The 21,210-nt window shown below is 30.9% G+C and carries 22 protein-coding genes, 1 other RNA gene and 1 riboswitch; of the genes, 4 read left to right on the top strand and 19 right to left on the bottom strand.

From position 1 onward, the window contains the following. Positions 1-26: 26 nt before the first annotated feature. From JOC70_RS15340 to JOC70_RS15320, 5 genes are all read right to left on the bottom strand, one after another. Positions 27-791 (bottom strand): tRNA threonylcarbamoyladenosine dehydratase, encoded by a 765-nt coding sequence (locus JOC70_RS15340; protein ID WP_204599766.1) that lies wholly within the window; start codon positions 789-791, stop codon positions 27-29. Between the two features lie 98 nt (positions 792-889). Next, complete coding sequence (locus JOC70_RS15335; RefSeq protein WP_204599765.1) at positions 890-2,911, bottom strand: methyl-accepting chemotaxis protein; 2,022 nt, start codon at positions 2,909-2,911, stop codon at positions 890-892. Positions 2,912-3,069: 158 nt separating this feature from the next. Continuing rightward, positions 3,070-3,153: riboswitch (cyclic di-GMP riboswitch) on the bottom strand. Positions 3,154-3,468: 315 nt separating this feature from the next. After that, the gene (locus JOC70_RS15330; RefSeq protein ID WP_204599764.1) at positions 3,469-3,771 is read right to left on the bottom strand and encodes a hypothetical protein; all 303 of its coding nucleotides are present in this window, start codon (positions 3,769-3,771) and stop codon (positions 3,469-3,471) included. A gap of 110 nt (positions 3,772-3,881) precedes the next feature. Beyond that, complete coding sequence (locus JOC70_RS15325) at positions 3,882-4,595, bottom strand: protein kinase family protein (protein WP_204599763.1); 714 nt, start codon at positions 4,593-4,595, stop codon at positions 3,882-3,884. A 162-nt stretch (positions 4,596-4,757) separates the two neighbouring features. Continuing rightward, on the bottom strand, positions 4,758-5,234 hold the full coding sequence (locus JOC70_RS15320; RefSeq protein WP_204599762.1) for a DUF2383 domain-containing protein: 477 nt from the start codon (positions 5,232-5,234) through the stop codon (positions 4,758-4,760). 157 nt (positions 5,235-5,391) lie between these two features. Between JOC70_RS15320 and JOC70_RS15315 the strand changes: the two genes are divergently transcribed. Further along, the gene (locus JOC70_RS15315) at positions 5,392-5,622 is read left to right on the top strand and encodes a hypothetical protein (RefSeq protein WP_204599761.1); all 231 of its coding nucleotides are present in this window, start codon (positions 5,392-5,394) and stop codon (positions 5,620-5,622) included. A gap of 93 nt (positions 5,623-5,715) precedes the next feature. Here JOC70_RS15315 and JOC70_RS15310 read toward each other — a convergent pair whose 3' ends face one another. Then, on the bottom strand, positions 5,716-5,991 hold the full coding sequence (locus tag JOC70_RS15310) for a DUF1905 domain-containing protein (RefSeq protein ID WP_204599760.1): 276 nt from the start codon (positions 5,989-5,991) through the stop codon (positions 5,716-5,718). A gap of 180 nt (positions 5,992-6,171) precedes the next feature. On the opposite strand from JOC70_RS15310, the gene JOC70_RS15305 reads away from it, so the two are divergent. The 3 genes from JOC70_RS15305 (at position 6,172) to ssrS (ending at position 7,319) form a co-directional block, all read left to right on the top strand. Continuing rightward, entirely contained in the window at positions 6,172-6,447 is a 276-nt protein-coding gene (locus JOC70_RS15305) for a LysO family transporter (RefSeq protein WP_204599759.1), read from the top strand. Positions 6,448-6,449: 2 nt separating this feature from the next. Then, positions 6,450-7,049 carry a LysO family transporter gene (locus JOC70_RS15300; protein ID WP_204599757.1) on the top strand — a complete coding sequence of 200 codons (600 nt, stop codon included), beginning with the start codon at positions 6,450-6,452 and terminating at the stop codon, positions 7,047-7,049. Between the two features lie 77 nt (positions 7,050-7,126). Next, positions 7,127-7,319: non-coding RNA, 6S RNA (gene ssrS, locus JOC70_RS15295), on the top strand. An 80-nt stretch (positions 7,320-7,399) separates the two neighbouring features. Here ssrS and JOC70_RS15290 read toward each other — a convergent pair. The 13 genes from JOC70_RS15290 to JOC70_RS15230 form a co-directional block, all read right to left on the bottom strand. Next, positions 7,400-8,227, bottom strand: coding sequence for a Cof-type HAD-IIB family hydrolase (locus JOC70_RS15290; protein ID WP_204599756.1), 828 nt, complete (start codon positions 8,225-8,227; stop codon positions 7,400-7,402). A gap of 84 nt (positions 8,228-8,311) precedes the next feature. After that, positions 8,312-8,494: a hypothetical protein gene (locus tag JOC70_RS15285; protein ID WP_204599755.1), complete on the bottom strand. Its 183-nt coding sequence runs from the start codon at positions 8,492-8,494 to the stop codon at positions 8,312-8,314. 166 nt (positions 8,495-8,660) lie between these two features. After that, on the bottom strand, positions 8,661-10,526 hold the full coding sequence (locus JOC70_RS15280) for a sensor histidine kinase (RefSeq protein WP_204599754.1): 1,866 nt from the start codon (positions 10,524-10,526) through the stop codon (positions 8,661-8,663). Positions 10,527-10,590: 64 nt separating this feature from the next. Beyond that, positions 10,591-11,067 carry a hypothetical protein gene (locus JOC70_RS15275; protein ID WP_204599753.1) on the bottom strand — a complete coding sequence of 159 codons (477 nt, stop codon included), beginning with the start codon at positions 11,065-11,067 and terminating at the stop codon, positions 10,591-10,593. A gap of 227 nt (positions 11,068-11,294) precedes the next feature. Beyond that, a complete protein-coding gene (locus tag JOC70_RS15270; RefSeq protein WP_204599752.1) occupies positions 11,295-12,281 on the bottom strand; it encodes an ADP-ribosylglycohydrolase family protein in 987 nt (328 codons plus the stop codon). A 21-nt stretch (positions 12,282-12,302) separates the two neighbouring features. Continuing rightward, the gene (locus JOC70_RS15265; protein ID WP_204599751.1) at positions 12,303-13,070 is read right to left on the bottom strand and encodes an alpha/beta hydrolase; all 768 of its coding nucleotides are present in this window, start codon (positions 13,068-13,070) and stop codon (positions 12,303-12,305) included. A 13-nt stretch (positions 13,071-13,083) separates the two neighbouring features. Continuing rightward, the gene (locus JOC70_RS15260; RefSeq protein ID WP_207755325.1) at positions 13,084-15,186 is read right to left on the bottom strand and encodes an ADP-ribosylglycohydrolase family protein; all 2,103 of its coding nucleotides are present in this window, start codon (positions 15,184-15,186) and stop codon (positions 13,084-13,086) included. 57 nt (positions 15,187-15,243) lie between these two features. Next, positions 15,244-16,743, bottom strand: a complete 1,500-nt coding sequence (locus JOC70_RS15255) for an extracellular solute-binding protein (protein WP_204599750.1) — start codon at positions 16,741-16,743, stop codon at positions 15,244-15,246. Positions 16,744-16,765: 22 nt separating this feature from the next. Then, positions 16,766-17,662, bottom strand: a complete 897-nt coding sequence (locus JOC70_RS15250) for a carbohydrate ABC transporter permease (protein ID WP_204599749.1) — start codon at positions 17,660-17,662, stop codon at positions 16,766-16,768. A gap of 3 nt (positions 17,663-17,665) precedes the next feature. After that, positions 17,666-18,628 (bottom strand): ABC transporter permease, encoded by a 963-nt coding sequence (locus JOC70_RS15245; RefSeq protein WP_204599748.1) that lies wholly within the window; start codon positions 18,626-18,628, stop codon positions 17,666-17,668. A gap of 13 nt (positions 18,629-18,641) precedes the next feature. Further along, positions 18,642-18,953 (bottom strand): DUF4387 domain-containing protein, encoded by a 312-nt coding sequence (locus tag JOC70_RS15240; protein ID WP_207755324.1) that lies wholly within the window; start codon positions 18,951-18,953, stop codon positions 18,642-18,644. Further along, a complete protein-coding gene (locus JOC70_RS15235; protein WP_341534912.1) occupies positions 18,953-20,317 on the bottom strand; it encodes an acyclic terpene utilization AtuA family protein in 1,365 nt (454 codons plus the stop codon). The genes JOC70_RS15240 and JOC70_RS15235 overlap by 1 nt, the downstream gene beginning before the upstream one ends. Positions 20,318-20,341: 24 nt before the next feature. Further along, entirely contained in the window at positions 20,342-21,025 is a 684-nt protein-coding gene (locus JOC70_RS15230; protein WP_204599746.1) for a FadR/GntR family transcriptional regulator, read from the bottom strand. Between the last annotated feature and the right edge of the window lie 185 nt (positions 21,026-21,210).

Here is a 21,210-nt window from a genome sequence, read left to right as displayed (position 1 = left end):
CAAATCTCCATCCTTTTTTATAATAATTATTTACTTATTCCTAATAAGTTCTTTACAACTTCTCCCCCAATAATCATTCCAGCTACTGGAGGCACAAAAGAAATACTTCCTGGAATTTGTCTCTTTATAGAGCATCTTTTACTGCTTTCTGCTGTGCAAACACAGCCTCCCTTGCAAGTTACAACTTCATCTTCTTTTGGCTTTGTTGGAATTTCTTCAGAGTATAATACTTTAAGCTTCTTTACTCCTCTTTTCTTAAGTTCATGTCTCATAACCTTAGCAAGAGGGCAAACTTTTGTATTATATATATCAGCAATTTTAAATTGAGTTGGGTCAAACTTGTTCCCTGTTCCCATTGAACAGATAATCTTCTTATTATGCTCTTGGCACCAAAGTACAAGAGCAATTTTTGAGGAAACTGTATCTATAGCATCCACTACATAATCAACATCATCAGTTATAATATCGCCAATATTTTCTTCAGTGACAAAAGTTCTGTGAGTTATAACATTACATTCCCTATTTATATCTAAAATTCTTTCACGAGCAACCTCAACCTTAGGTCTACCTACAGTTTTTAGAGTGGCAATAATCTGTCTATTTATATTAGTTAAACAAACAGCATCGTCATCTACAATAACTATACTTCCAACTCCAGCTCTTGCAAGTGCCTCTACTGTAAAGCTACCAACTCCACCAACACCAAATACTACGACCTTACTATTTTTAAGTTTTTCAAGACCTTCCTTACCTACTAAAAGCTCCGTTCTTGACAATGAATGCTGTGCCATATTCTTCTCTCCTTTAGTACTTTAATCAGTATATATTATATATCAACATCTGTTTAATTTAAATACTATAAAATAAATTTTATTATGGAGATTGAATTCTATAATTTAAATCTCGTGATGATGGATTGTAAATTTTGTGATAAATCTGACATCCCCTCACTGGAACTTGCAATTTCTTCTATGGAAGCAGCTTGCTCTTCCATAGAAGCTGTTACTTGTTCAGTAGAAGCAGCATTTTCTTCAGCAATTGCAGTAAGGTTCTTCAAAGTATTCAGTATTTCATCCTTTGTCCTTTCCATTTCTTCTCCAGAAGTGTTCAATTGTTCAACTACTTTTTCTACTTTTTTCATTGCTTCATCAATTAACATATATTTATTCTTGCTGCTAATTACGCTATTTGTTTGTTCTACAGATATAGCTGATACCCTTTCTATTGTCTTTACAGCATCTTTGGCATTATTCTGCAATTCATTAACCATTTTATCAATATCCTTTGTGGAAATTGAAGATTGTTCAGCCAGCTTTCTAATTTCTTCTGCAACTACTGCAAATCCTTTACCTGCTTCTCCTGCTCTTGCAGCTTCTATGGCTGCATTTAACGCTAACAAATTGGTTTGTTCTGCTATAGATGCAATTACATCGCTCGCTTGTCCGATTTTATTTGAGCTATCATTTGTTTTTAGTATAACTTCGTGTATTCCTCTTGCAGCATTATTACTTTCTTCCGTTATTTTAGTTAGCTTATCAATTTCTTTTAATCCTTCCTCGACAACTTCTTTCACTTTATGTGATGCAGCATTTAAATTTTGTATATAAGCTTGATCTTCTTCAATAGTTTTTTCTAATAAACCTGCCTTTAAAGAACCTTCCTCTGTATTTCGTGCTTGCTCTGAGGCACCCATTGCTATCTCTTCTACTGTTTTAGACACTTCTTCTGCAGACATTGCTGATTGTTGTGACGCTGCTGTCAATTCTTCTGAGGCAGTAGTCACCTGTTCTGATGAATTACTTATTTCTTTGATTATTTCTCTAAGACTATCAATTATATTTTGTAATGCTTTGGCTAGAGTTCCAATTTCATCTTTTTTATTGATAAAACTTTCACAAACATCCTCTGTAATATCCAAATTTGCTATTTTTTCTGATTGATTTACTATTTTAATAATAGGATTTACAATAGAATTGCCGATTAGATATGTAATAATGATGCTTATTACCAAAACAATAATCATAACTGACACATTAACCCCTACTAGTTTGGGAATTGCGGATAAAACTTCCTTTTGATTAGCAGTGATAACAATTATCCAGTTAGTACCTTCAATATGCGAATAACCCGCATACATATCATTTCCATTAAACGAATAAGAACTAACTCCGCTATTTTCTTTTAACGCTTTTTCAATCATTGTTGCTACTGATTTCTGATTTTCATCATTTTTTACTTCTTCAATTGGATTGTATTGATTTAATACTTTCTCTATATCCGGATGACCAACTACTGTTCCATTATTATTGATTACGTACCCATATCCTGACTCACCATATCCGGTATCTTCTATAACCTTACTTATAGAACCTCCATCTCTGCGAGCTATTAAAGCCCCAATAACTTTCCCATCTCTTTCAATAGGAACAGCATACATTAAAACAAGTTCTTTTGTTACACGACTAATTATTAAATCAGATACATTTATCTCACCATTTAAAGCTCTTTTTACATAATCCCTATCACCTAATTTACTGGTTGTTCCATTTGAATAATGTGCAGTACCATCGAGACCCACAACAGCAATATCAAGAAAGTTTGTGTTTTTTACTTGTCTTTGTAGTATAGGCTGTTGCACCTTCCAATTCATGCCTTGAATATCTGATCTTAATGATATCATCTGTAAGGCTTTTTTTTGAACTTCAATTCTACTTTGTATTACTTTTGCTGTTTCTTGCGACAGTGAACTTAGTGATTTTTCTGCTTCTCTAGTAAGAGAATTACTAGCTATTACCATAGAAATTACTCCTAAAGAGATAGAAAAAAATAAAATCAATGTAGAAAAATAAACAATCATCTTTGTTTTAATACTTTTCGCATTTTTAATGTTCTTAATTTTAATTCTTTTCATTTCAATGCCCCCATCTCATGCTAATTATTTTACTTTTAATATACTCCTATTTTTTAGTTTCAAATTAATATATTTTTTCTAACATCTTTAATACCTCCTTTCACAAATAAAAACCCCTTTTATTTGAAAAACACAAATAAAAGGGGTTACTAACAACACTATGCAACCGGCTGCCATATTTTTTACAATTTAGGCCCTTGGCTTTGCGTCCTTATCTTTCGATAAGTTTGCCCTCTTAAATTAATGTATATATTTTTATTTCTAATAATTAAGTATTTTAACGAAATTTAGACATACTTGTGTAAATTATACCATTCAAGTATAATTTACACAATACCTTTTGGTATAAAATATTTCGACATATATTTGCTTTTTTATATATTTTAAAAATTTATTAGCTTTATTTAATTTTTATATTTAAATCGGAAATTTTATCACTATTACTAAACTAACATAAATACTTAGATTATTAATCAACTCATACATTACTAAAAAAATAATCATTAAAGTCGGATATTTAATTTTTCCGTCCTTAATGATTTCTTTCATTTTCTAATTTATTTACTTTTATGTGATTTTTCTTCTATAGGTTTGAACACCCATTCATAACCACCTTGTGCTGTCATGGTGATTAAAATAGCATTAATAAAGGTTAATAATAGCTTAGATATATCAAATGTACCCGACATAATTTGATATCCTATAATAAGTATTAGTGAGTATATAAAAGCCACATATTTTGTATGCAAGCCTTTAAATGCCTTGTCAATTAAATCTTTTGTAAATTCAGTAATAAGTACGACTACAGCTACCATACCTCCGAATGTTGAAAGATAGTCTAATGTTATTAAATTATCCATAATAAAATCCCCCTATATTTCTATTAAATTATATTATATTCAAAGGAATCTTATTACAATCTATTTTATATAAATCAACATCAATACTTATTGATGCTTTTTGAATCTTTTTATAAAATGTGACTTCTTACAAAAGTCAAAATATTTTTTGCCCCTGTGCTTCCCATAAGGTCTTTTAAATAACCAAATCTTTTACGAAAATCCATAGTTTTATTATATCTTACTTTTGCTTTTTTTCTTTGTCTAGTAACTGCTACTTCAACATTTAAATTACTCAAATCAATAATTTCTCTATGTTTAATACCTCTTAATATTTCCATGGAAATTTCTCGACTAAGATCCTCAACTGAAAAATATGTATTTTTATCATTTCCTTCAAAGCATTTATATATTATGTTTTTTAAATTTTTATCTATATTTTCTGGATAATTATCCCCTATAAAAATATCTAACACTGTACGCGGAATCTTTCCAGTAGCCATAAAATAAATAATTTTGCCTACGTTATATAAATCATTTTGTTTACTAAGCTTCCATAATTTATAATTTCTTACATCGTCATTCTTATTTTGCAGCATATGTGAATAGCTATTTTTTTCAACTATTTTAACCTTACTATCTTCCATAATAATTATATTACGCGGATTTAATTCTCTAAGAGTAATAAAAAAATCTTCTTTATGAAATTTTTCTATGATATCACATAAATTCAATGTAATTTTATATATTTCATAAAGATTTAAACCTTCTTTATCTATTACATAATCTTCTAATATTTCTCCTTCTACCAATTGCGTATCCTCAAAAGCCCCAGCATTGCTCACTTGTATTCCACCTTCTATACTAAATCTCTTGTAACTTATCTTTTAACATATACGTATAAACTTGTTATTTTTGGGGTGTACAATTCTTATTTAATAGAACTTAAAATACCCCATTAGTTCAAACTAAAACTAATGAGGTATTTTAAGTTTTAATATAGTTTATTAGTGCAATCTGGTAGTATTATTATTTTCATATTTTTTTATTATTTTCTTCACTCTTCTTAACTGGTTATCATAGTCATTTACAACAGCCTTTACTTCTTCTAATAAACTTAAATCTAAGTCCTTATTTTCATCTATAAACTTTCCGCCTTGGTATATGCCCATTTCCATAGCCTTTATGGCATGCTGGCAAACTTCTAAATCTGTATTTACAGGTATTAATTTAATCTTTTCAAAGAATTCGCCCATAGTTCCCATTAGCCCAAGAGTATCTGCGGCATCTCCGCCTATTTTTTCTATTCTATTGGTTATAGCCTCTTCATGTCTTTTGAAAGATTCTAAAATTGTTTTTAATTCATTTTTAAGTTCTAAGTCTTTAGCCTTAGTAAGATAATCTTTAAATGTACTTCCACCCATATGTATTCCTTTTAAAAACTTATTAATTTCCTTCATATCATTTCCTGACTTTATAATCATCTTTTTCACCTCACCATATTGTCTGTAGTCAGAATTCTTATTATTCTATAACTTTCATTTGTTATAGGAATAATTGATAATATATCTTCACAAAATAACCAAAGTGTATTAAAAACACTGTAATTAAGAGAAAAGGAAATATAACGAGGTGTTTATTATGGATTTTACAAATATTAAGAAAGTTGAAGATTTGACCATTATGAGTGATACAAATAAAAGATTAAAAGAGGGTTGGGTACTTATTGGTACATACACAAATAGTTATGACCCTCAATCCAATCCAGGTGAAAATACCTTTCACTATGTGGTAGGACTTCCAGATGGAATTGCTTACACAGATATACCTCAAAATACTTATTATGATCATCCAGAGGATCTTGAAACATAAAACTTTACTACAACTATTAAACAGTAAAACCCTTAAACTTAAACACTTAAGGGTTTTTTATTTGTTTAAAATTGTATTTTATTTAAATATAAATTACTTTGCAATAACTCTTTCTTTAATTGTCACGTTAATAATATCTCCAGGTTGCTTGCCTATCTTTGCCCTAATATCTTTTCTAATTCCAATTATATGACATGGTGTTTTCATTTTTACAAGACTTCCCTCATAAACTACGTCATCAAAAGTGGCTGTTACAGGCACTCTTCCCTTGCCAAACTCTGCCTTCACATCAAATGGAATTTCTATATAAGCACCATCAATATCAGGTACCTTCTTAATCTCAGCTTTAAATTCATATAATTTACTCATAATACATTCTCCTTTCTGCTAAATTTATTACTACTCTACCTACTCAAAGATATTAGCTTAACCCTACTATTAATTAGATTTTTAATGCTATCTATGCTAATATTATAACATTGGACAACTTTAAAATATGAAAAAACATACAACAAGTAATTGTTATTTTTATAAAGGGAGGAATTTTATATGTGGAAAATTCTTTTATCCTTGGTAGTAGGTGCTATCATGGGGTATTTTTTAAATTTGTCTTGTAAACAAAAAAAGATAAATAATAAATTTCAGCAGTTTGCTGTGGTTTTTTTACTCTTTTCTATGGGAATTTCCGTTGGTGCTAATAAATCAGTTGTAGCTAACTTAAAAAACATAGGGACTACTGCTCTTACTTTTGCAGTTTTAACATCTTTATTTAGTATAATATTGGTTTTTATAGTGACTAGCAAATTCATGAAGGGAAGTGACTAGACGTGACAATTGTTTTACTTGCAGCTGTGGTAGGCGGAATTTTATACGGTTACTATTTCGTTCCAGAAAATATAGCAAATAATATTAGCATTATCAGCAGTTTTGCACTTAATCTTACAATTTTATCCGTTGGAATTGATGTAGGTTCAAACAAAGGGCTTATAAGAGATTTAAAAAAGGCAGGTTTTAAAATATTATTAGTTCCCTTTTCCATAGTTCTTGGAAGCCTCCTTGGAGGTGTTATCACATCAATTATTTATGATTTACCAATAAAATCAGGTTTATCTATAGCTTCTGGCTTTGGCTGGTATAGTTTATCTGGAATAATGCTTACAAACCTTGATAGTGCACATGTAGGAACCATCGCCCTTCTCACAAATATTTTTAGAGAATTAATTGCCGTAATATCTATTCCTATTATTGCATCAAAATTAAATCATTATACTGCCATAGCACCAGCCGGTGCTACATCTATGGATACCACTCTTCCACTTATTTCGGAGGTTACTTCCCCTGAGGTAACGATAATATCTTTTTTAAACGGGGTGGTATTAAGTTCTTTAGTCCCTATACTTATTAGCTTTTTTTATACGCTATATTAGGTTTGAATTATCATACACATAACACTTGCATATAAACTTTAAATATGTTATTATAATCTCACAACTTAGATAGATTACATTTTCTGAAATATTCGTTAGGCTCTTATTTTGAACCTACATTTTAACTTCGGGAATCCAATATTTAGATGAGGAAATGTACCTTCTTATGAGTCCTTTTTACGGCATTGAAGGCGATTGATGTATCTGTGAGGATACCCACCTATCGAGAGATAGGTGTCAAAATTAGAGTACCGGTATTTTGGATATTATCTTTAAAGATTGTAAGCCAATGCTTGATTATATTAAGCGTTGGCTTTATTATTTTTTTCATTTCTTTTTTTCTTCTACTATCAATCTTTTAATATAAAATTATTAATAGCATAAGCAATACCTGATTCATCATTTGATTTAGTTATATATTTTGCATGTAATTTAACACTATCTACCGCATTCTCCATAGCTATAGGCATCCCTGTGCATTGAAACATCTCTAAATCATTATTGTTATCTCCAAATGCAATCACTTTGGTTAAATCCACATCTAGTTTTTCTGATAAGATCTTTAAAGCATTACCCTTTGAAATATCGGATGCCATGATATCCAAAAGTCCATTAAATGAGCTTACTACTGTAAGATTATCAAACTTTGAGAACTTATTTTCTAAAATCTTAAATCTTTCTTGATCATTACAAATTAATAAAACTTTTAAAACATCAATATTATTAATGTTTTTAATTGTTATATCATCTATATACTTTATAGGAACATACAAATCATTCGGAAGGTGATTATTTAAATTTTCATAATGCTCTGCTCTAGGATTATTTTTATTAGAATACACTAAATCAGTTGTATAAATAAGAAAATTTATGTTATTTTCTAGACAATAAAATATTATATTCCTTGAAGTATCTTTATCAATTATTTTTGAATAAAGTATTTCCCCTGTTTCTATATTCTTAATTAAGCCTCCATTGCAAGCTATAATGTGTCCCCTTAAATTTAACTGCTTTATATAAGATTTCACTAAAAGATCAACTCTTCCTGAAGCTATAATTATTTCTAGGCCTTTTCTCCCTAGATCTTTTAAGGCTTTCTCATTTTCTTGTGATATAATACCTTTTGAGTCCAAAAGTGTTCCGTCCATATCACATACGCACCACTTATACTTAATCATAAGTCCTGTCCCCTTTGTCACTAAAAAATTATAGGTGTATATAATTAAAAATTACTACACCAAAATTATATTGTCATTATATTTTTATTTTTCAACTATTTTATTTATAATTTTTTCTTCCACAAGTTCGCTTTTACTAAAGCCTTTTCTAAAATATCGTATTTGTTTGTATTTGATTCCATTCATCTCGAAATCTAAAACATCTATTCTCTCTCCGGTGTAAACCACAGGTTCCTTTTCACCTTTTAGAAATACATGCACTTCCATAAGTAAATCACATCCTTAATTATATGTTTATCTAAGATTATTATATATATTAAATGTATTATCATCAATTATTTATATCTAAAAATTTACTTAGAGAAAAATAAACCTAGAAAATTATTCTTCTAGGTCATGCGTAATATTAATAATATCCCAGGGACTTGACTCCTTATGTTGACACTGAATATACATCAGAGAATTCTATATTTATCATCTCTACATTAGTTTCGTAAAAAGACTTGTTTTCATATTTTTCATCACTTATCAGATTAGCAGGCAGTACTATCGTAAATTCACTGCCTTTTCCTTCCTCACTGCTAACACTTATTTTCCCACCATGTATTTCAATAAAGGATCTTACAAGATATAGTCCTATTCCGGTTCCTTCACATTGTCTTGAAAGTGAGCGATTTGCTTGTCCTAAACGTTCGAATATGACATTAAGCATATTACTCGGAATACCATGTCCATCATCTCTTACTTTAATAACAACATTTTCTCCTTTATCCTCCAAATTTACATATATGTGGCCATTAGAATTTGTATATTTAAATGCATTAGATAACAGATTTAATATTACACGTTCTATTTTGTCATGATCAAAAGCCATAATTTTTTCTTCGACATTTGTATCAAATATAAGTTCTATATTTTTGCTTTTTATATAAGCTGCCACAGATTGAGTAATATCTTCAACAACACTTACTATATTACCGTTCTTTTTATCAATTTTAATAAATCCCGAATCAACTTTAGTTATATCCATAAGATTATTTATAAGTCTAGTCATTCTAAAGCAATTCTGCTTAACTATTTTTAAGTAAGATTTAAATTTATCTATATTATCAGTATTAAAATTTTCCAAGTACATATTCATTGTTTGAATTGCAACAGAAATAACATTAACTGGCGTCTTAAATTCATGAGACATATTGGTAAAAAACTCCGTCACAAGAGTATTAAATTCTCTAGACTCATTTAATAATTTTATATTCTTTTCTACATCATGTTTCAATGTTTCTATTTGCTTTTCTGATGTTATGTCAAGTAAAAAGGTCATCACTGACGCTTTACCCTCATATATAAAGAAAGAGGATGTGTTACGAACAGCGATAGATTTGCCAGTACAATTTAGTATATTTGCTTCATATATAACCCTAGAAAGCTTGTTTTTAATTATATTTGAATAATTTCTTTTTGCAGACATTATATCTTTTTCCAAGCAATAATCATAAATTGATTTATTATTTAACTTCAAAGGATTGTTATATCCCAATAACCTAGCTGCACTCTCATTTGCATATAAAATTTTGCCATCAGCATGAACAATAATACCATTTTGGGAATTTTCAAACAAAATATCGTAGCATACTTGGTTTTTTATTAATGATTCCTCAATAATACGTCTCTCTGTATTTTTTTCCATTAATTTAGTACTTAGTAGTTGCAACTCATTTTCCTTTTTTATTTTATTTTCATTCTCTAATTCCACGTAATATCCTAGAACCCACGCAACAAAAATAAAAATACCTATCATTACTAAATCTTTTTGAAAATGCATATTAACACCACTAACAGACGGAGCATATAATAAGTCTACTCCAAGAATAAATATAGAAGAAAAAAATGCAGTAATAACTCCATAATTTAACCCATATTGAATAACTGAAAATACTATTAATAATAAGAACAAGTACTTATATTCATTATCATAAGCTGAAAATAGGTATATTGGTAAAGATATAATTGATAAAAAGAAAATGTTTTCAATTAACCATGAAATGTTAAATATACTTATTGATAATTTTACTTTTAAATTAGTTATTGTCCAACTTACATAGATTAGTATCATAGTACATAAAAAAAATGCTGTAGTGTATAAATTGAATTGGCCATTATTTTTTATTCTCAAAATCGACCAATAACTAGGTATATTAATATATACAATTATACTGATAAATACTATAATTGCAATCTTTATAATAGCTAACATCTTAAAAATACTGTTTTCATTTTCATTAATGGTATATTTCATAAGTTGACCTCCTTAAATAAAAACAAAACCTTTATTAAAATATAAAAATCACTAATTGAGTAAATCAGTAATTTTTATCTTCAAAAATATTTATCTCTTTCTTAATTGTTATAAAATAACGAATCACTATAATAAATAAGTATGTAATAATCAATGAAGGAACACCTAGTACAGATTTAGTAATAGGATTTATAACTTCAATATTTGTATTAATGTTTAGTAAATTTAATATTACCACATTTAAAAACTCACTTAATGAAACTATTAAGAACATAAGCAAAACACCATATATTGATTTCACTACTGGTATACCAGTGATAGCCATTATACATATAGAAAAGAAAATAACAATGAACGTATGCACTCCCATATATATAGGAAGCATTCTTGTAAGATAAGTAGCTATTACCATTATCATACTAGAAAACATGTAATTTTTCATATTAGTTGACGTCTTAGTTATTACATATATTCCCCAAATAATTAATAATGTTTCAGGAATGCCTCTTAAAAAAATTTCCATCCAGTCCAGTTTAAACATTTTTCTATATCACTTCCTTATATATCTTTTCAGTCATTTATTTAAAATGAATAGTTATTTATATAAAACAAATAATTATTTATACAAATATCTATACTTTTATCACGCATTATCTATATTTCATATTATTCGATATAATTTGTAAATTTCCTTCTCAAAAATTCACAAAACCAATGTATTATCAAAAAACCTAGAAGAATTTCTTCCCCTAGGTCATCTTCCCTAAATTATTTAATTAAATCACTAAGTTTCTTTCCTATTTCTTTTGTATCCATTCCTTTTGTAAATGCAAGGCATGTACCTGAAGGATATCTTGTTTTTTCAATCCATCTCTCAGGCATTTGAGAACCTCCATATTTTGCTCCGAGTATTGCACCAACAATGGCTCCAATGGTATCTGCATCCCTACCGAAATTTCCGGCTGCTACTACTCCAGTTCTGAAATCCTTATTTACTAGTTTAAGAACTCCAAATGCTTCTGCAATTGCTTCTGGAACGCTTGCCTTATAACTCGTCCAAAGCTCATCATGTAAAGGCATCCATGCATCCATCATCTCACCGTGAGCTTCATCAACAATTTTTAACGCCTTTTTCGTTGAATAATATAACCATGAATCTTCAGGAATAACAGATAATGCAGCTTCTATTATTTCATCTATTGTTCCATCAACCATTGCAATAGAAACAGCTGCTGCTACAGCTTGAGCTCCCCATACGCCTTCTCTAAAATGGCTTATACTAGCATCTATTTCCGCTAGTTCTGCGGCTTTTTTAGGATCCCCAGCGCAGATAATACCTATAGGTGCAATTCTCATTGCCCCACCGTCACTGTTATGATAGGAATTATATTTGCCTGAGTATGGAGGTTTAACTCCTTTTCTTAAGTTTCTTGCTGCCTCTATTTCGCTGGCACCACCCCTTGGGAATTCGTCTTGAGTTACCACATTTTCCATCCAGCCCTTTACCACTTCATCCGTAGTAAGATTTCCAGCACAGTCTATTAATATTTTTGCAGTTAAAAGTGCAAATTCAGTATCGTCTGTACTCCAGGAAGCCTCTTGGTTAAAATCTGTAGTTATTCCATAACTTAATTGATTATCCGTCTTTCTTGATGCATCTCCAAAGGAGTCCCCTATTGATAATCCTGCAATTGCTCCTAGTGCTTTATCGTAAGCAAGTTCCCTATTATTTATTAAATCATTTTTACTCAACATATAATCAATCCCTTCACTTTTTTATTTTAAGCTACTAATAACTTCTAGAAATATATTTAACTGCTCGTCCCAATATTCAAAGCTGTGATTGCCATCATCATCCTTAAAAATTAAATCTATGTCATTATTTATAGCAAAATTCTTATATCTAATATTTACATCATATAAACTGTCATTCTTCCCACAATAAATATAAAGTTTAGGAATGTTTTTTCCTTCTTTTAATGCTTTACTTGTTAAATAATATATATCACTTTCTTTTTTTGCCTTTTCCCCACAATCACCAAAGGCAAGAAATAAATCCGGGCGTTCTCCGCTACCTATTTTTGATTTATTTTCTTTCATACTTCTTAAGCTTCCTGATAAAGTTCCAACTGCACTATATCTTTCTGGATAAGTTAATCCAAGCTTTAAAGCTCCATAACCTCCCATGGAATATCCACACACAAAAGTTTTTTCTTTAGAACTAGATATTCTAAGAGAATTCTCTAAAACCTTTGGAAGTTCTTCAGCTATAAAATCCCAATATTTATCACCATGAGCCATATTCGTATAAAAACTATTTGCCGCGAAGGGCATTATCATTATAACTTCGTATTGCTTTGCATATTTATATGCGTTGCTTTCTATTCCCCAGGACTTTTCGTTATCACCTTTCCCATGAAGAAGGTACACAACCGATGCATCTTTCATATTTCCTCTTTGTAGTATATTGTCTGGAATAAAAACTTTAGCCCTAGCAGTTTGAAACAATGCTTTAGATGCAAATTCAAAATTTATTACTGCCATACATTTTCTCCTTTTAAAGTTCTTTAACTGTTAAATTTCCAAAAAGTGTTCTTCCAAGTGAGTATTTTGCATAACCTGCCATCCCATAACTTAAAATTTCATCTTCAACAGTTAGTAAATTTTTATCATCTATTGAAAGGGAAATAGTCTTTCCTTGTACTTTAAGTTCTAAATCATATTTTTTCCCATATTCCCATTTAAATTCTGATGACGCTAGTGTTTTCATAGACTTATTATTTAATAAAATAGAAACCTTATCTTTTCCATCAAACCCAGCATAATATCCTCTGATGGTTCCTTGAACCCTTGCAGATATTAAATGACTATACCCATTTTCAGGTATTATTTCTCCCTTTACAGAAACGTCTTTCATAAAGTAATTTCCCGTCATGGCCTCTGCATGGTCAACAGTAATTGCTTGCATGTAATCTCCTTCTATGCTCCATGCCCCATGATTGTGTGAAAAAGGAGTAATGGATCCAAATTCTTGTTTTTGCTTCTTTATATTTATAGTATAAGAAGCTTTACCATATATCTTAAATTCATCAATAAATAATCTACCAAGATCTTTGTTTTTCGAAGGTGAGTTTCCCTCTAGAATTATTCCTATTTCATCTATAACTGCACCATTCATATCTGGAATTGTGAATTTAATTTCTTGCCATCCTTCTTCCTTAATAACCATTCCACTTATTGTTATATCTTCCTTTGTGGAAGTATTTCTTACATATGGTGAAATATATATGCTTTCTCCATTCCATCTTTCTGCATATACCATCATAGAAACAGTTTGTCCTGGATAAGCCGTTGGAGAAAATACAGGGCTATATCTTTCATCACTAAAATCTTGTCTTCTATAAAATGGCTTATAAAATATTTTGCACTTTTTACCTCTTTCCATCCTGTCAAATAGCACTTCGAGAGATCCTGTTCCCTTACAAGCTTTATCTGTGGTATGTTTAATGCTGCAATAAAACGGATCTGAAACCCTCATATTATGAGTAGCTCCACTAAGTTCAAAATCAAAATAAATTTCCCCTTCTTTAAAGCTTTCCTCAAGCTCCTCTTGTGCCTCTTCTCCTGCAAGTTTATATCCAAGTAGGCATAACTCCTTTGTATAGCTTGGAACATCTAAAATATTTAAATATCCTGAAATTCCCGATAAAACTATACCGTCATTTATCGGTTTTCTATAATGTGGTGCAATTCCTGATAATCCGCATGCAACTCCCATAATAGTTCCTACATTACCTGCATTGCAATCTGTATCCCATCCACACATTGTAGCTATTTCAACAGTTCTATTAAAATCGCCTTTTCCATAAAGAAGTGAGAGAACACAAACCCCAGCATTAGGTATAATGTGACATACTCCTCTATACTTATCATATCCCCAGTTCTCTTCTAGATATTTTCTGCATGCTCTAAAATCATCAAGGTGATTTTTATAAAAATCTATTACCGCTTTTGTAACCTTTGCATAAGTACAATCTTCTGGGATAACAGAAAGTCCAGCACTTATAATTTCCTCAACATCACTGGTCACATATGCTCTAGAAATACATGCAGCTATAAATGCCGCTCCATTTATACCATCACCATCATGAGACACACTAGCTGCTGTTCTTGCAAAACTTGCAGCTTTGTGAATATTATTTGGAAGTACAAGTCCCCAAGTATCTACAAATATTTGTCCACCTATTTGTTCCGCTAGTATTACTCCATTTTGCTCTATAGAACCTGATTTTGGTGCTGGAATTCCGTTTTTTAAATTCAAGTATGCTGTATGTTCTGTACTTGTACCGTAACCACCCCACCAAAACATACCTACTCCTTCTCTAGCATAATTAAGCCAAGCATTTCCTACATGCATCGGCAAAAGTTCATCATGAATTTGCTCATCATTTAGAGCTCTCAAGAAAAATACAGGACCATTAACATCATCATCTGCTGCAAAATTAATGAAATCTTTTACGTAATTAGTTATATTTCCATAGGTTTTCTCTATTCTTTCATATGTCCATATAGTTGGTTCCACTGGTGCACCAAGTCTTATCCCTATGTTCATCCCTAGAAAACCTGCATAAGTTTTTTCAAGATAATTTTCTGGTATCATTTTGCCCTCCTTTACAAGATAAGCAGCACTTTAGCGCCGCTTATCTTGATTATTTCATTATTTGTTTGCAAATTGCTCTTCAAGATACTTATTCAAATCATTACCGCCAGCTGCATTCCATTTAGTAACAAACTCATCAAAAGCACTTATAGGCTTAACCCCTCTTATTATATCTGCAGCATATTCCTTATAAAGAGCGTTCATACCATCCCATTGTGGTAAATATTCTTCAGGAATTAAAATATTAATATCTTCTTTGTAATACTGCTTTGCCATTTCTAAAGATTTCATAGCAGGTTCAGCCATAATTGGCTTTTCTAATGCTGGCTTAGGATCAAACTTATTAATAGTTTCCCAGAAACGTGGCCACCATTCAGAGAACTTTTCAGTATAAACTATTTTATCTCCCTGAATCTTATAATTAACACCCTCAATTCCTAACCTATCTAACTTTCTTCCTTCTGGACCTGCCATAAACTCAAGTACTGCCCATGCCGCATCCTTGACCTTTGATTTTGCATTCATAGCAAATCCTCTTGATTCCTTAGTTACATCTATAGATTGATAAGCCTGGGAAACTCCTTTTGCAGGTGGAAGAACAATAAGCTCTGCTCCTGCTCCCTTTGTTTGAGTCATTTTATTATTATATATATTTATAACTGTTCCTGCAGTTGCTGCAACAAATGCTGCGTCCCCTTCATAGAAGGATTTTTCCATAGTATCCCATTTTTTAGTTATATACTCTTTATCTATTAAACCTTCCTTATATAAAGCAGCATAAAATTCTAGTTTATCCTTTTCAAATTTAGTTGCTTTTGAGAACATCCATTTCCCATCTACTTTCATAGCTGTAGATGTAACTCCGAAGGCATGATTAAATACAGTATCTAGTCTTGTAAGGTCACCATCAGCAGTGATAGCATATTTAACTAGTCCCTTGGAAACAAGCTCCTTAAACATTTTATGGTAATTTTCTGGAGTAGGATTTTCAATTAATGGTTTAGAACCATCTAGTTTATCAAATAAATCTTTTCTCATCACAGGAGTGTTTACTTTTGCTGGTGAAAGCCATAATAAATATGGATAGTTTTTCATTTTCACCCTATTATGTCCTTCCATAAGATTCTTTACGTTAGTTGAATTTTCAATATATGGCGTTAAGTCTTCAAGTAATCCTTCATTGGCTATAGGCTGATCCCCACCTTGAAAATATATTAAATCTGGAGAAATTTGTCCTGTTCTAAAAGCTAATGGTACTGCATCTTTATAGGTTCCTGTTGGAGCTTCTAGAAATTCTACATCTATATATTTTTTCTCTGCTGCCATTCCCTTTTCCATTTTTTCTTCAAGTCTTTTTACATCTTCTTCCTTTGGACTTACATCCTTTATGATGATACTAACTTTAACCGGCTTGTCTGAACTTCCTATTTCCTTAGGAGCCGAAATAGTTTTCCCATTATCTTTTACTTCAGTGGAAGCTGTACTGCTTTTTCCGCATCCAGTAAATACTGATGCCATAAGAGCTGCTGTCAGAACTAAAGTCAATGTCTTTTTCATTATAAATCCCCCTTAAAATTATCTATTCTTTAACTCCTCCACCCATAACATCCTTAGCATAGTACTTAAGGACAATTGGATAGAGAATTAGAATCGGTATTATTGCCACAATAATTGTGGCATATTTTAAAGCATTGAAATCTAGTTGAGCTAAGCTGTTGTAATTTAATATGTTTTGAGCTCCTACAATAGAAACGGTATCGTTTAGTACAATAAACTGCCTTAATATTACCTGTAAAGTGGTTTTTGAAGCATTTCCTATATAAATGCTTGCCTTAAAATACTCATTCCATCTAATTACTGCATAAAACATTGTTATAGTTGCTACTCCAGCTTTGGCAAGAGGAAATACTATTTTAAACAGCATTTTAATGTGCCCACATCCATCTATTTGAGCTGCTTCAAACATCTCCTTTGGTACTTCATTAAAATATCGCATCATTATTATTAAGTAATAAACATTTACAGCAGATACTAGTATTACAGACCACTGACTTCCTATTAAACCTATATCCTTAATTACCAGATATTCAGGCACGAGTCCTGGATCAAATAACATCATAAATATTAAAAATACCATTAAAGTTTTTTTTAATATGAGGCCTGGCCTTGTTAAAACATAAGCTGCTGTAGTAGTTAATACTATATTTATAAAAGTTCCAACCACTGTAATAAACACTGAATTAAAAAGAGCTGGCAGTAATACAGGATGGCTCAGCACTATTTTATAGTTAATAAAATTAAGCTTTTTAGGTATTATGTTTAATCCAGACATAGTAGGTGATACTGATGGATCTGAAAGCGATACTGCAAGTATGTTAAGCAAGGGGATTATCATAGTAAGTGTTAGAATAAATAGAAACATCATTAAAGTGATCTGATATATACTAAGCTTTTTAAGTTTACTTTTATACTTCATTTACTACCATACCCCCTCACCTGTTAATTTTTTACTGATAAAATGTGTTATTAAAACTAGTAATACGCCTATAATACCCTTAAGAACACCTACTGCTGTAGCTAGTGAATATTGACCATTTACAAGGCCTAACCTATAAATGTAGGTATCAAGTATGTCAATTACACTGTTCACAGAATCATTAGTAAAGTTAAACACCTGATCAAATCCAGCATTTAAAAAGAATCCTAAATTTAAGATGAACATTGTAACCATTGGCACAACTAGAGCTGGAAGTACTATATACCTTATTATATCAAGCCTATTTGCACCATCTATTTCAGCAGCCTCAAATATATTTGGGCTTATGGAAATTATTGCTGTGAAATATATTATTGAGTCCCATCCTATACTTCTCCATGCTTCAGAAAATAATAACACCCATCTTATCTTTTCCTTATCTGTCATGAAGTCTATAGGTGATATATTAAATATCCCTAATATTTGATTTATTGCTCCTGATGATGGTGATAAAAATGATATCCATATTCCGGCAATAACTACCCAAGACAGAAAATGTGGTAAAAAAGAAACCACTTGTACATATTTTCTAAATACATTGCTTTTAAGCTCTGTAAGTAATATTGCAAACAACACTATAAATGGGAATAATATTACATATTTCATAAAGCTTATAATTAATGTGTTTTTTACAATTACTTCAAATAATGGTGATTTAAAAATAAGCTTAAAGTATTTAAGTCCTGCCCATTTCCATGGACCTAGTGACCTATAATCATAAAAAGCAAGCTTCATATTGAAAATTGGCCAGAGCCTAAAAATAATAAAGTAAATGAGTGTTGGAAGAAGTATTAGATAAAGAGCTCTATCTTCCTTTATCTTCTTAAGTTTTGATTTTACTGAAGGCTTTAGCTGTTTAGTTTTTATCTTATCATGTGTTTCTATTGTTGATGGTTTTAACTCCATAGTCACCCTCCTTTCATGGTATTAAAATATCAAAAAGAGGAGCATGCTGCTGTGCACCATAAACATCTCTGTCTCCACAGGTTCCTGAAGACGTTTTCCTATTAAATGTTATTTTTATTCCCAGCCCCTTTTTGAAGAATACTAAATTAGTAATATCATCAGTAGGAATTTTATATAAAGAGGCTATTAACTCCTTATTTATTTTCCCTGATTTTACTAATCTTTCATATTTCTCTGTAGTATCGAATAGAATATCTAACGTTATTTCAAAGGGTCCACTATTTTTGCTTCTAAGAACCTTTGCAATATCAACTAACCTATCCATTATTGCACCTCCCTGTACTCTATAGGAAACATTTCCTTACCGTCTTTTACTTCCATTAGATGATAAACTGAAAACTCATATACAATACCAAATTCCACATCGCTAGGTGCAAAAGGAAATGCCAGATTCCCAGATGTTGACTTCCTACCCTCATATCCATAGTGCATAAAGGTTGAACGTACTGAGCTGCATATAGTTGATGCCTGATTTTGAGTCTTTGCCAGCACCTCAAAGAGCACTCCTATTTCATGTGGAGTATCGTTAATAGGCTCTAATTCACCCATTACTCCATTCTTGCCATAGTTATAAAAGTTTATGGTGTAATCTTCAGCTGGTATTTCTGAAAAATATTCTTTAACGCTTTTCACAACGTCATTTTGAACCTCTTCAATTTTGTCTATTAAAATCGGATCCCTTACGCCTGCCATTACAAAAGTTCTAAATGCCTTCTGTCTAGCACCTTCTAGTTTAATTTTATAAACAGGAGTTTTTGCTATTCTGCTGCCTTTTACCCTTACTCTATTTTCACTTACAGCTTCAAATTCGCAATCTTCTAGGTTTAATACTATTCCTGGGCCTTTTAAAATATAAGGATGGTCCTTCTCATAAAATGTGTGCGCCGCTACACTTATTGGAGTACATCTTCTAGCTTTGTTAATAGGATATACTTCAAAGCTATCCTTGTTTAATACCCCCATAATACAATCCTTTGCGGAACCAGGCTCAGCACATAGTGCGCCGCATTCTAGTATTTTACCGAGATGATAGGATAAAGCTTTATCAAATCCATTATATATTCCAATAGCAGCAAAAGGTGCTGGGTCATAGGCCCTGCCGCATATAATTATATCTGCCTTATTTTCTAAAGCTTCAAGGATTGGCTCCACTCCCATCTGTGCTACTATATTATTAGTTTCATCTACTATATCTTCAGTAAGCACTGGTATATTTTTTGACATACCTTCAACTTTGCTTTCCTTTATTGCTGCATTAATCCTATCTTTCGGAATATCTGCCCAAATTATAGCAAGCTTACACTTAATATTTTCTTCCTGTAAAATTTCATTTATTATATCAATAGTCCATTCAGTGTGAACTTTAGCCCCTGATCCCCCTGCAGAACCTATTACAAGTGGAATCTTATATCTTCTACTTTCCTTAATTAAAACTGATAAATCTTTTTTGCATGCGAGTCTACTAACTATAGCAACACCAGCACCAAGCTTATGAGGACCTGCGTCTGTTGAACCTGCATCCACAACTACAGCATCTGGGTTTTCCTTCATTCCATTTGCAAAGGATTCAATCGAAAATCCATATCCTAAAATTGCACAGGGTGATAATATTTTAATTTGATCTTTCACTTTACTCCCCCCCAATTCCATAGTTTATTTTATATCAGAAGTTTGTATTGATTCTTTAACTTTTCTTAGGTGATATGTAACTGCTGCCTTTGCTCCGTATGCATCTCTTTTAATTATTAAATCGATGATTGCTTTATGCTCTTCTACTATTACTTGTCTACGTTCTTGATTCTTACTGCTCATTTTCCCAAGCTCTTTAATGAGTCCATAATAACTTTCTATAAAATTAATAAGTAATACATTTTTAGACAACTCTGCAAGCTTTAAATGAAAATCATAATCCGTTATATTATCCTGCGCATCATTAACATTTATGTTGTTTAGATAAGTTTCTATTTCCCTTATTTGCTCATCACTTGCCCTTTCTATAGATAGTTCCACTGCCCTTTGCTCTAAAGATTCTCTAACCTCAATTAAATCTTGATAAGAGGCTTCTTTCAAAGATTTTAAAATTGATTCGCCAATAGAATTATATTTAGATAATTCTCTAATATAAGTTCCATCTTTAGGCTTTCTACTAATGATACCTTGGAACTGCAGTAATGTTAGAGCTTCTCTAAGTATTCCTCTGCTTACGCCTAGCTTTTCAGCAAATATATTTTCCGCAGGTAGTTTATCTCCTGGTTTTAATTCACCTGATTCAATAAGACTTATTATTTGTTGAGATACCCGTTCTGACAATTTTTTAGATTTTAGTTGTGTAAACAAAATATTACCTCCAATAATAAAATGACTTATTGTACAATTGTTTAATTGTTCAACAATTGAATTTAAAAAAAATAAATAAAAACTTTTTTAGAAAATATTTACAAAAATAATATAGCACAAACATTTATTTAATTCAATATATTCCCTATACTTTAATTTATTCCCTATTTATGTTTTTTATACTT

The sequence above is a fragment of the Clostridium pascui genome (assembly GCF_016908015.1).
GTDB classification, from domain to species: domain Bacteria; phylum Bacillota; class Clostridia; order Clostridiales; family Clostridiaceae; genus Clostridium_AK; species Clostridium_AK pascui.
Note: the sequence above shows the minus strand (reverse complement) of the source record. Positions and strands in the feature narration are given on the sequence as shown.

Excerpts from the sequence above, each read along its gene's own strand:
- JOC70_RS15340 (WP_204599766.1), bottom strand. The coding sequence starts at position 791 with ATGGCACAGCATTCATTGTCAAGAACGGAGCTTTTAGTAGGTAAGGAA.
- JOC70_RS15335 (WP_204599765.1), bottom strand. The coding sequence starts at position 2,911 with ATGAAAAGAATTAAAATTAAGAACATTAAAAATGCGAAAAGTATTAAA.
- JOC70_RS15330 (WP_204599764.1), bottom strand. The coding sequence starts at position 3,771 with ATGGATAATTTAATAACATTAGACTATCTTTCAACATTCGGAGGTATG.
- JOC70_RS15320 (WP_204599762.1), bottom strand. The coding sequence starts at position 5,234 with ATGATTATAAAGTCAGGAAATGATATGAAGGAAATTAATAAGTTTTTA.
- JOC70_RS15315 (WP_204599761.1), top strand. The coding sequence starts at position 5,392 with ATGGATTTTACAAATATTAAGAAAGTTGAAGATTTGACCATTATGAGT.
- JOC70_RS15310 (WP_204599760.1), bottom strand. The coding sequence starts at position 5,991 with ATGAGTAAATTATATGAATTTAAAGCTGAGATTAAGAAGGTACCTGAT.
- JOC70_RS15305 (WP_204599759.1), top strand. The coding sequence starts at position 6,172 with ATGTGGAAAATTCTTTTATCCTTGGTAGTAGGTGCTATCATGGGGTAT.
- JOC70_RS15290 (WP_204599756.1), bottom strand. The coding sequence starts at position 8,227 with ATGATTAAGTATAAGTGGTGCGTATGTGATATGGACGGAACACTTTTG.
- JOC70_RS15285 (WP_204599755.1), bottom strand. The coding sequence starts at position 8,494 with ATGGAAGTGCATGTATTTCTAAAAGGTGAAAAGGAACCTGTGGTTTAC.
- JOC70_RS15280 (WP_204599754.1), bottom strand. The coding sequence starts at position 10,526 with ATGAAATATACCATTAATGAAAATGAAAACAGTATTTTTAAGATGTTA.
- JOC70_RS15275 (WP_204599753.1), bottom strand. The coding sequence starts at position 11,067 with ATGTTTAAACTGGACTGGATGGAAATTTTTTTAAGAGGCATTCCTGAA.
- JOC70_RS15270 (WP_204599752.1), bottom strand. The coding sequence starts at position 12,281 with ATGTTGAGTAAAAATGATTTAATAAATAATAGGGAACTTGCTTACGAT.
- JOC70_RS15265 (WP_204599751.1), bottom strand. The coding sequence starts at position 13,070 with ATGGCAGTAATAAATTTTGAATTTGCATCTAAAGCATTGTTTCAAACT.
- JOC70_RS15260 (WP_207755325.1), bottom strand. The coding sequence starts at position 15,186 with ATGATACCAGAAAATTATCTTGAAAAAACTTATGCAGGTTTTCTAGGG.
- JOC70_RS15255 (WP_204599750.1), bottom strand. The coding sequence starts at position 16,743 with ATGAAAAAGACATTGACTTTAGTTCTGACAGCAGCTCTTATGGCATCA.
- JOC70_RS15250 (WP_204599749.1), bottom strand. The coding sequence starts at position 17,662 with ATGAAGTATAAAAGTAAACTTAAAAAGCTTAGTATATATCAGATCACT.
- JOC70_RS15245 (WP_204599748.1), bottom strand. The coding sequence starts at position 18,628 with ATGGAGTTAAAACCATCAACAATAGAAACACATGATAAGATAAAAACT.
- JOC70_RS15240 (WP_207755324.1), bottom strand. The coding sequence starts at position 18,953 with ATGGATAGGTTAGTTGATATTGCAAAGGTTCTTAGAAGCAAAAATAGT.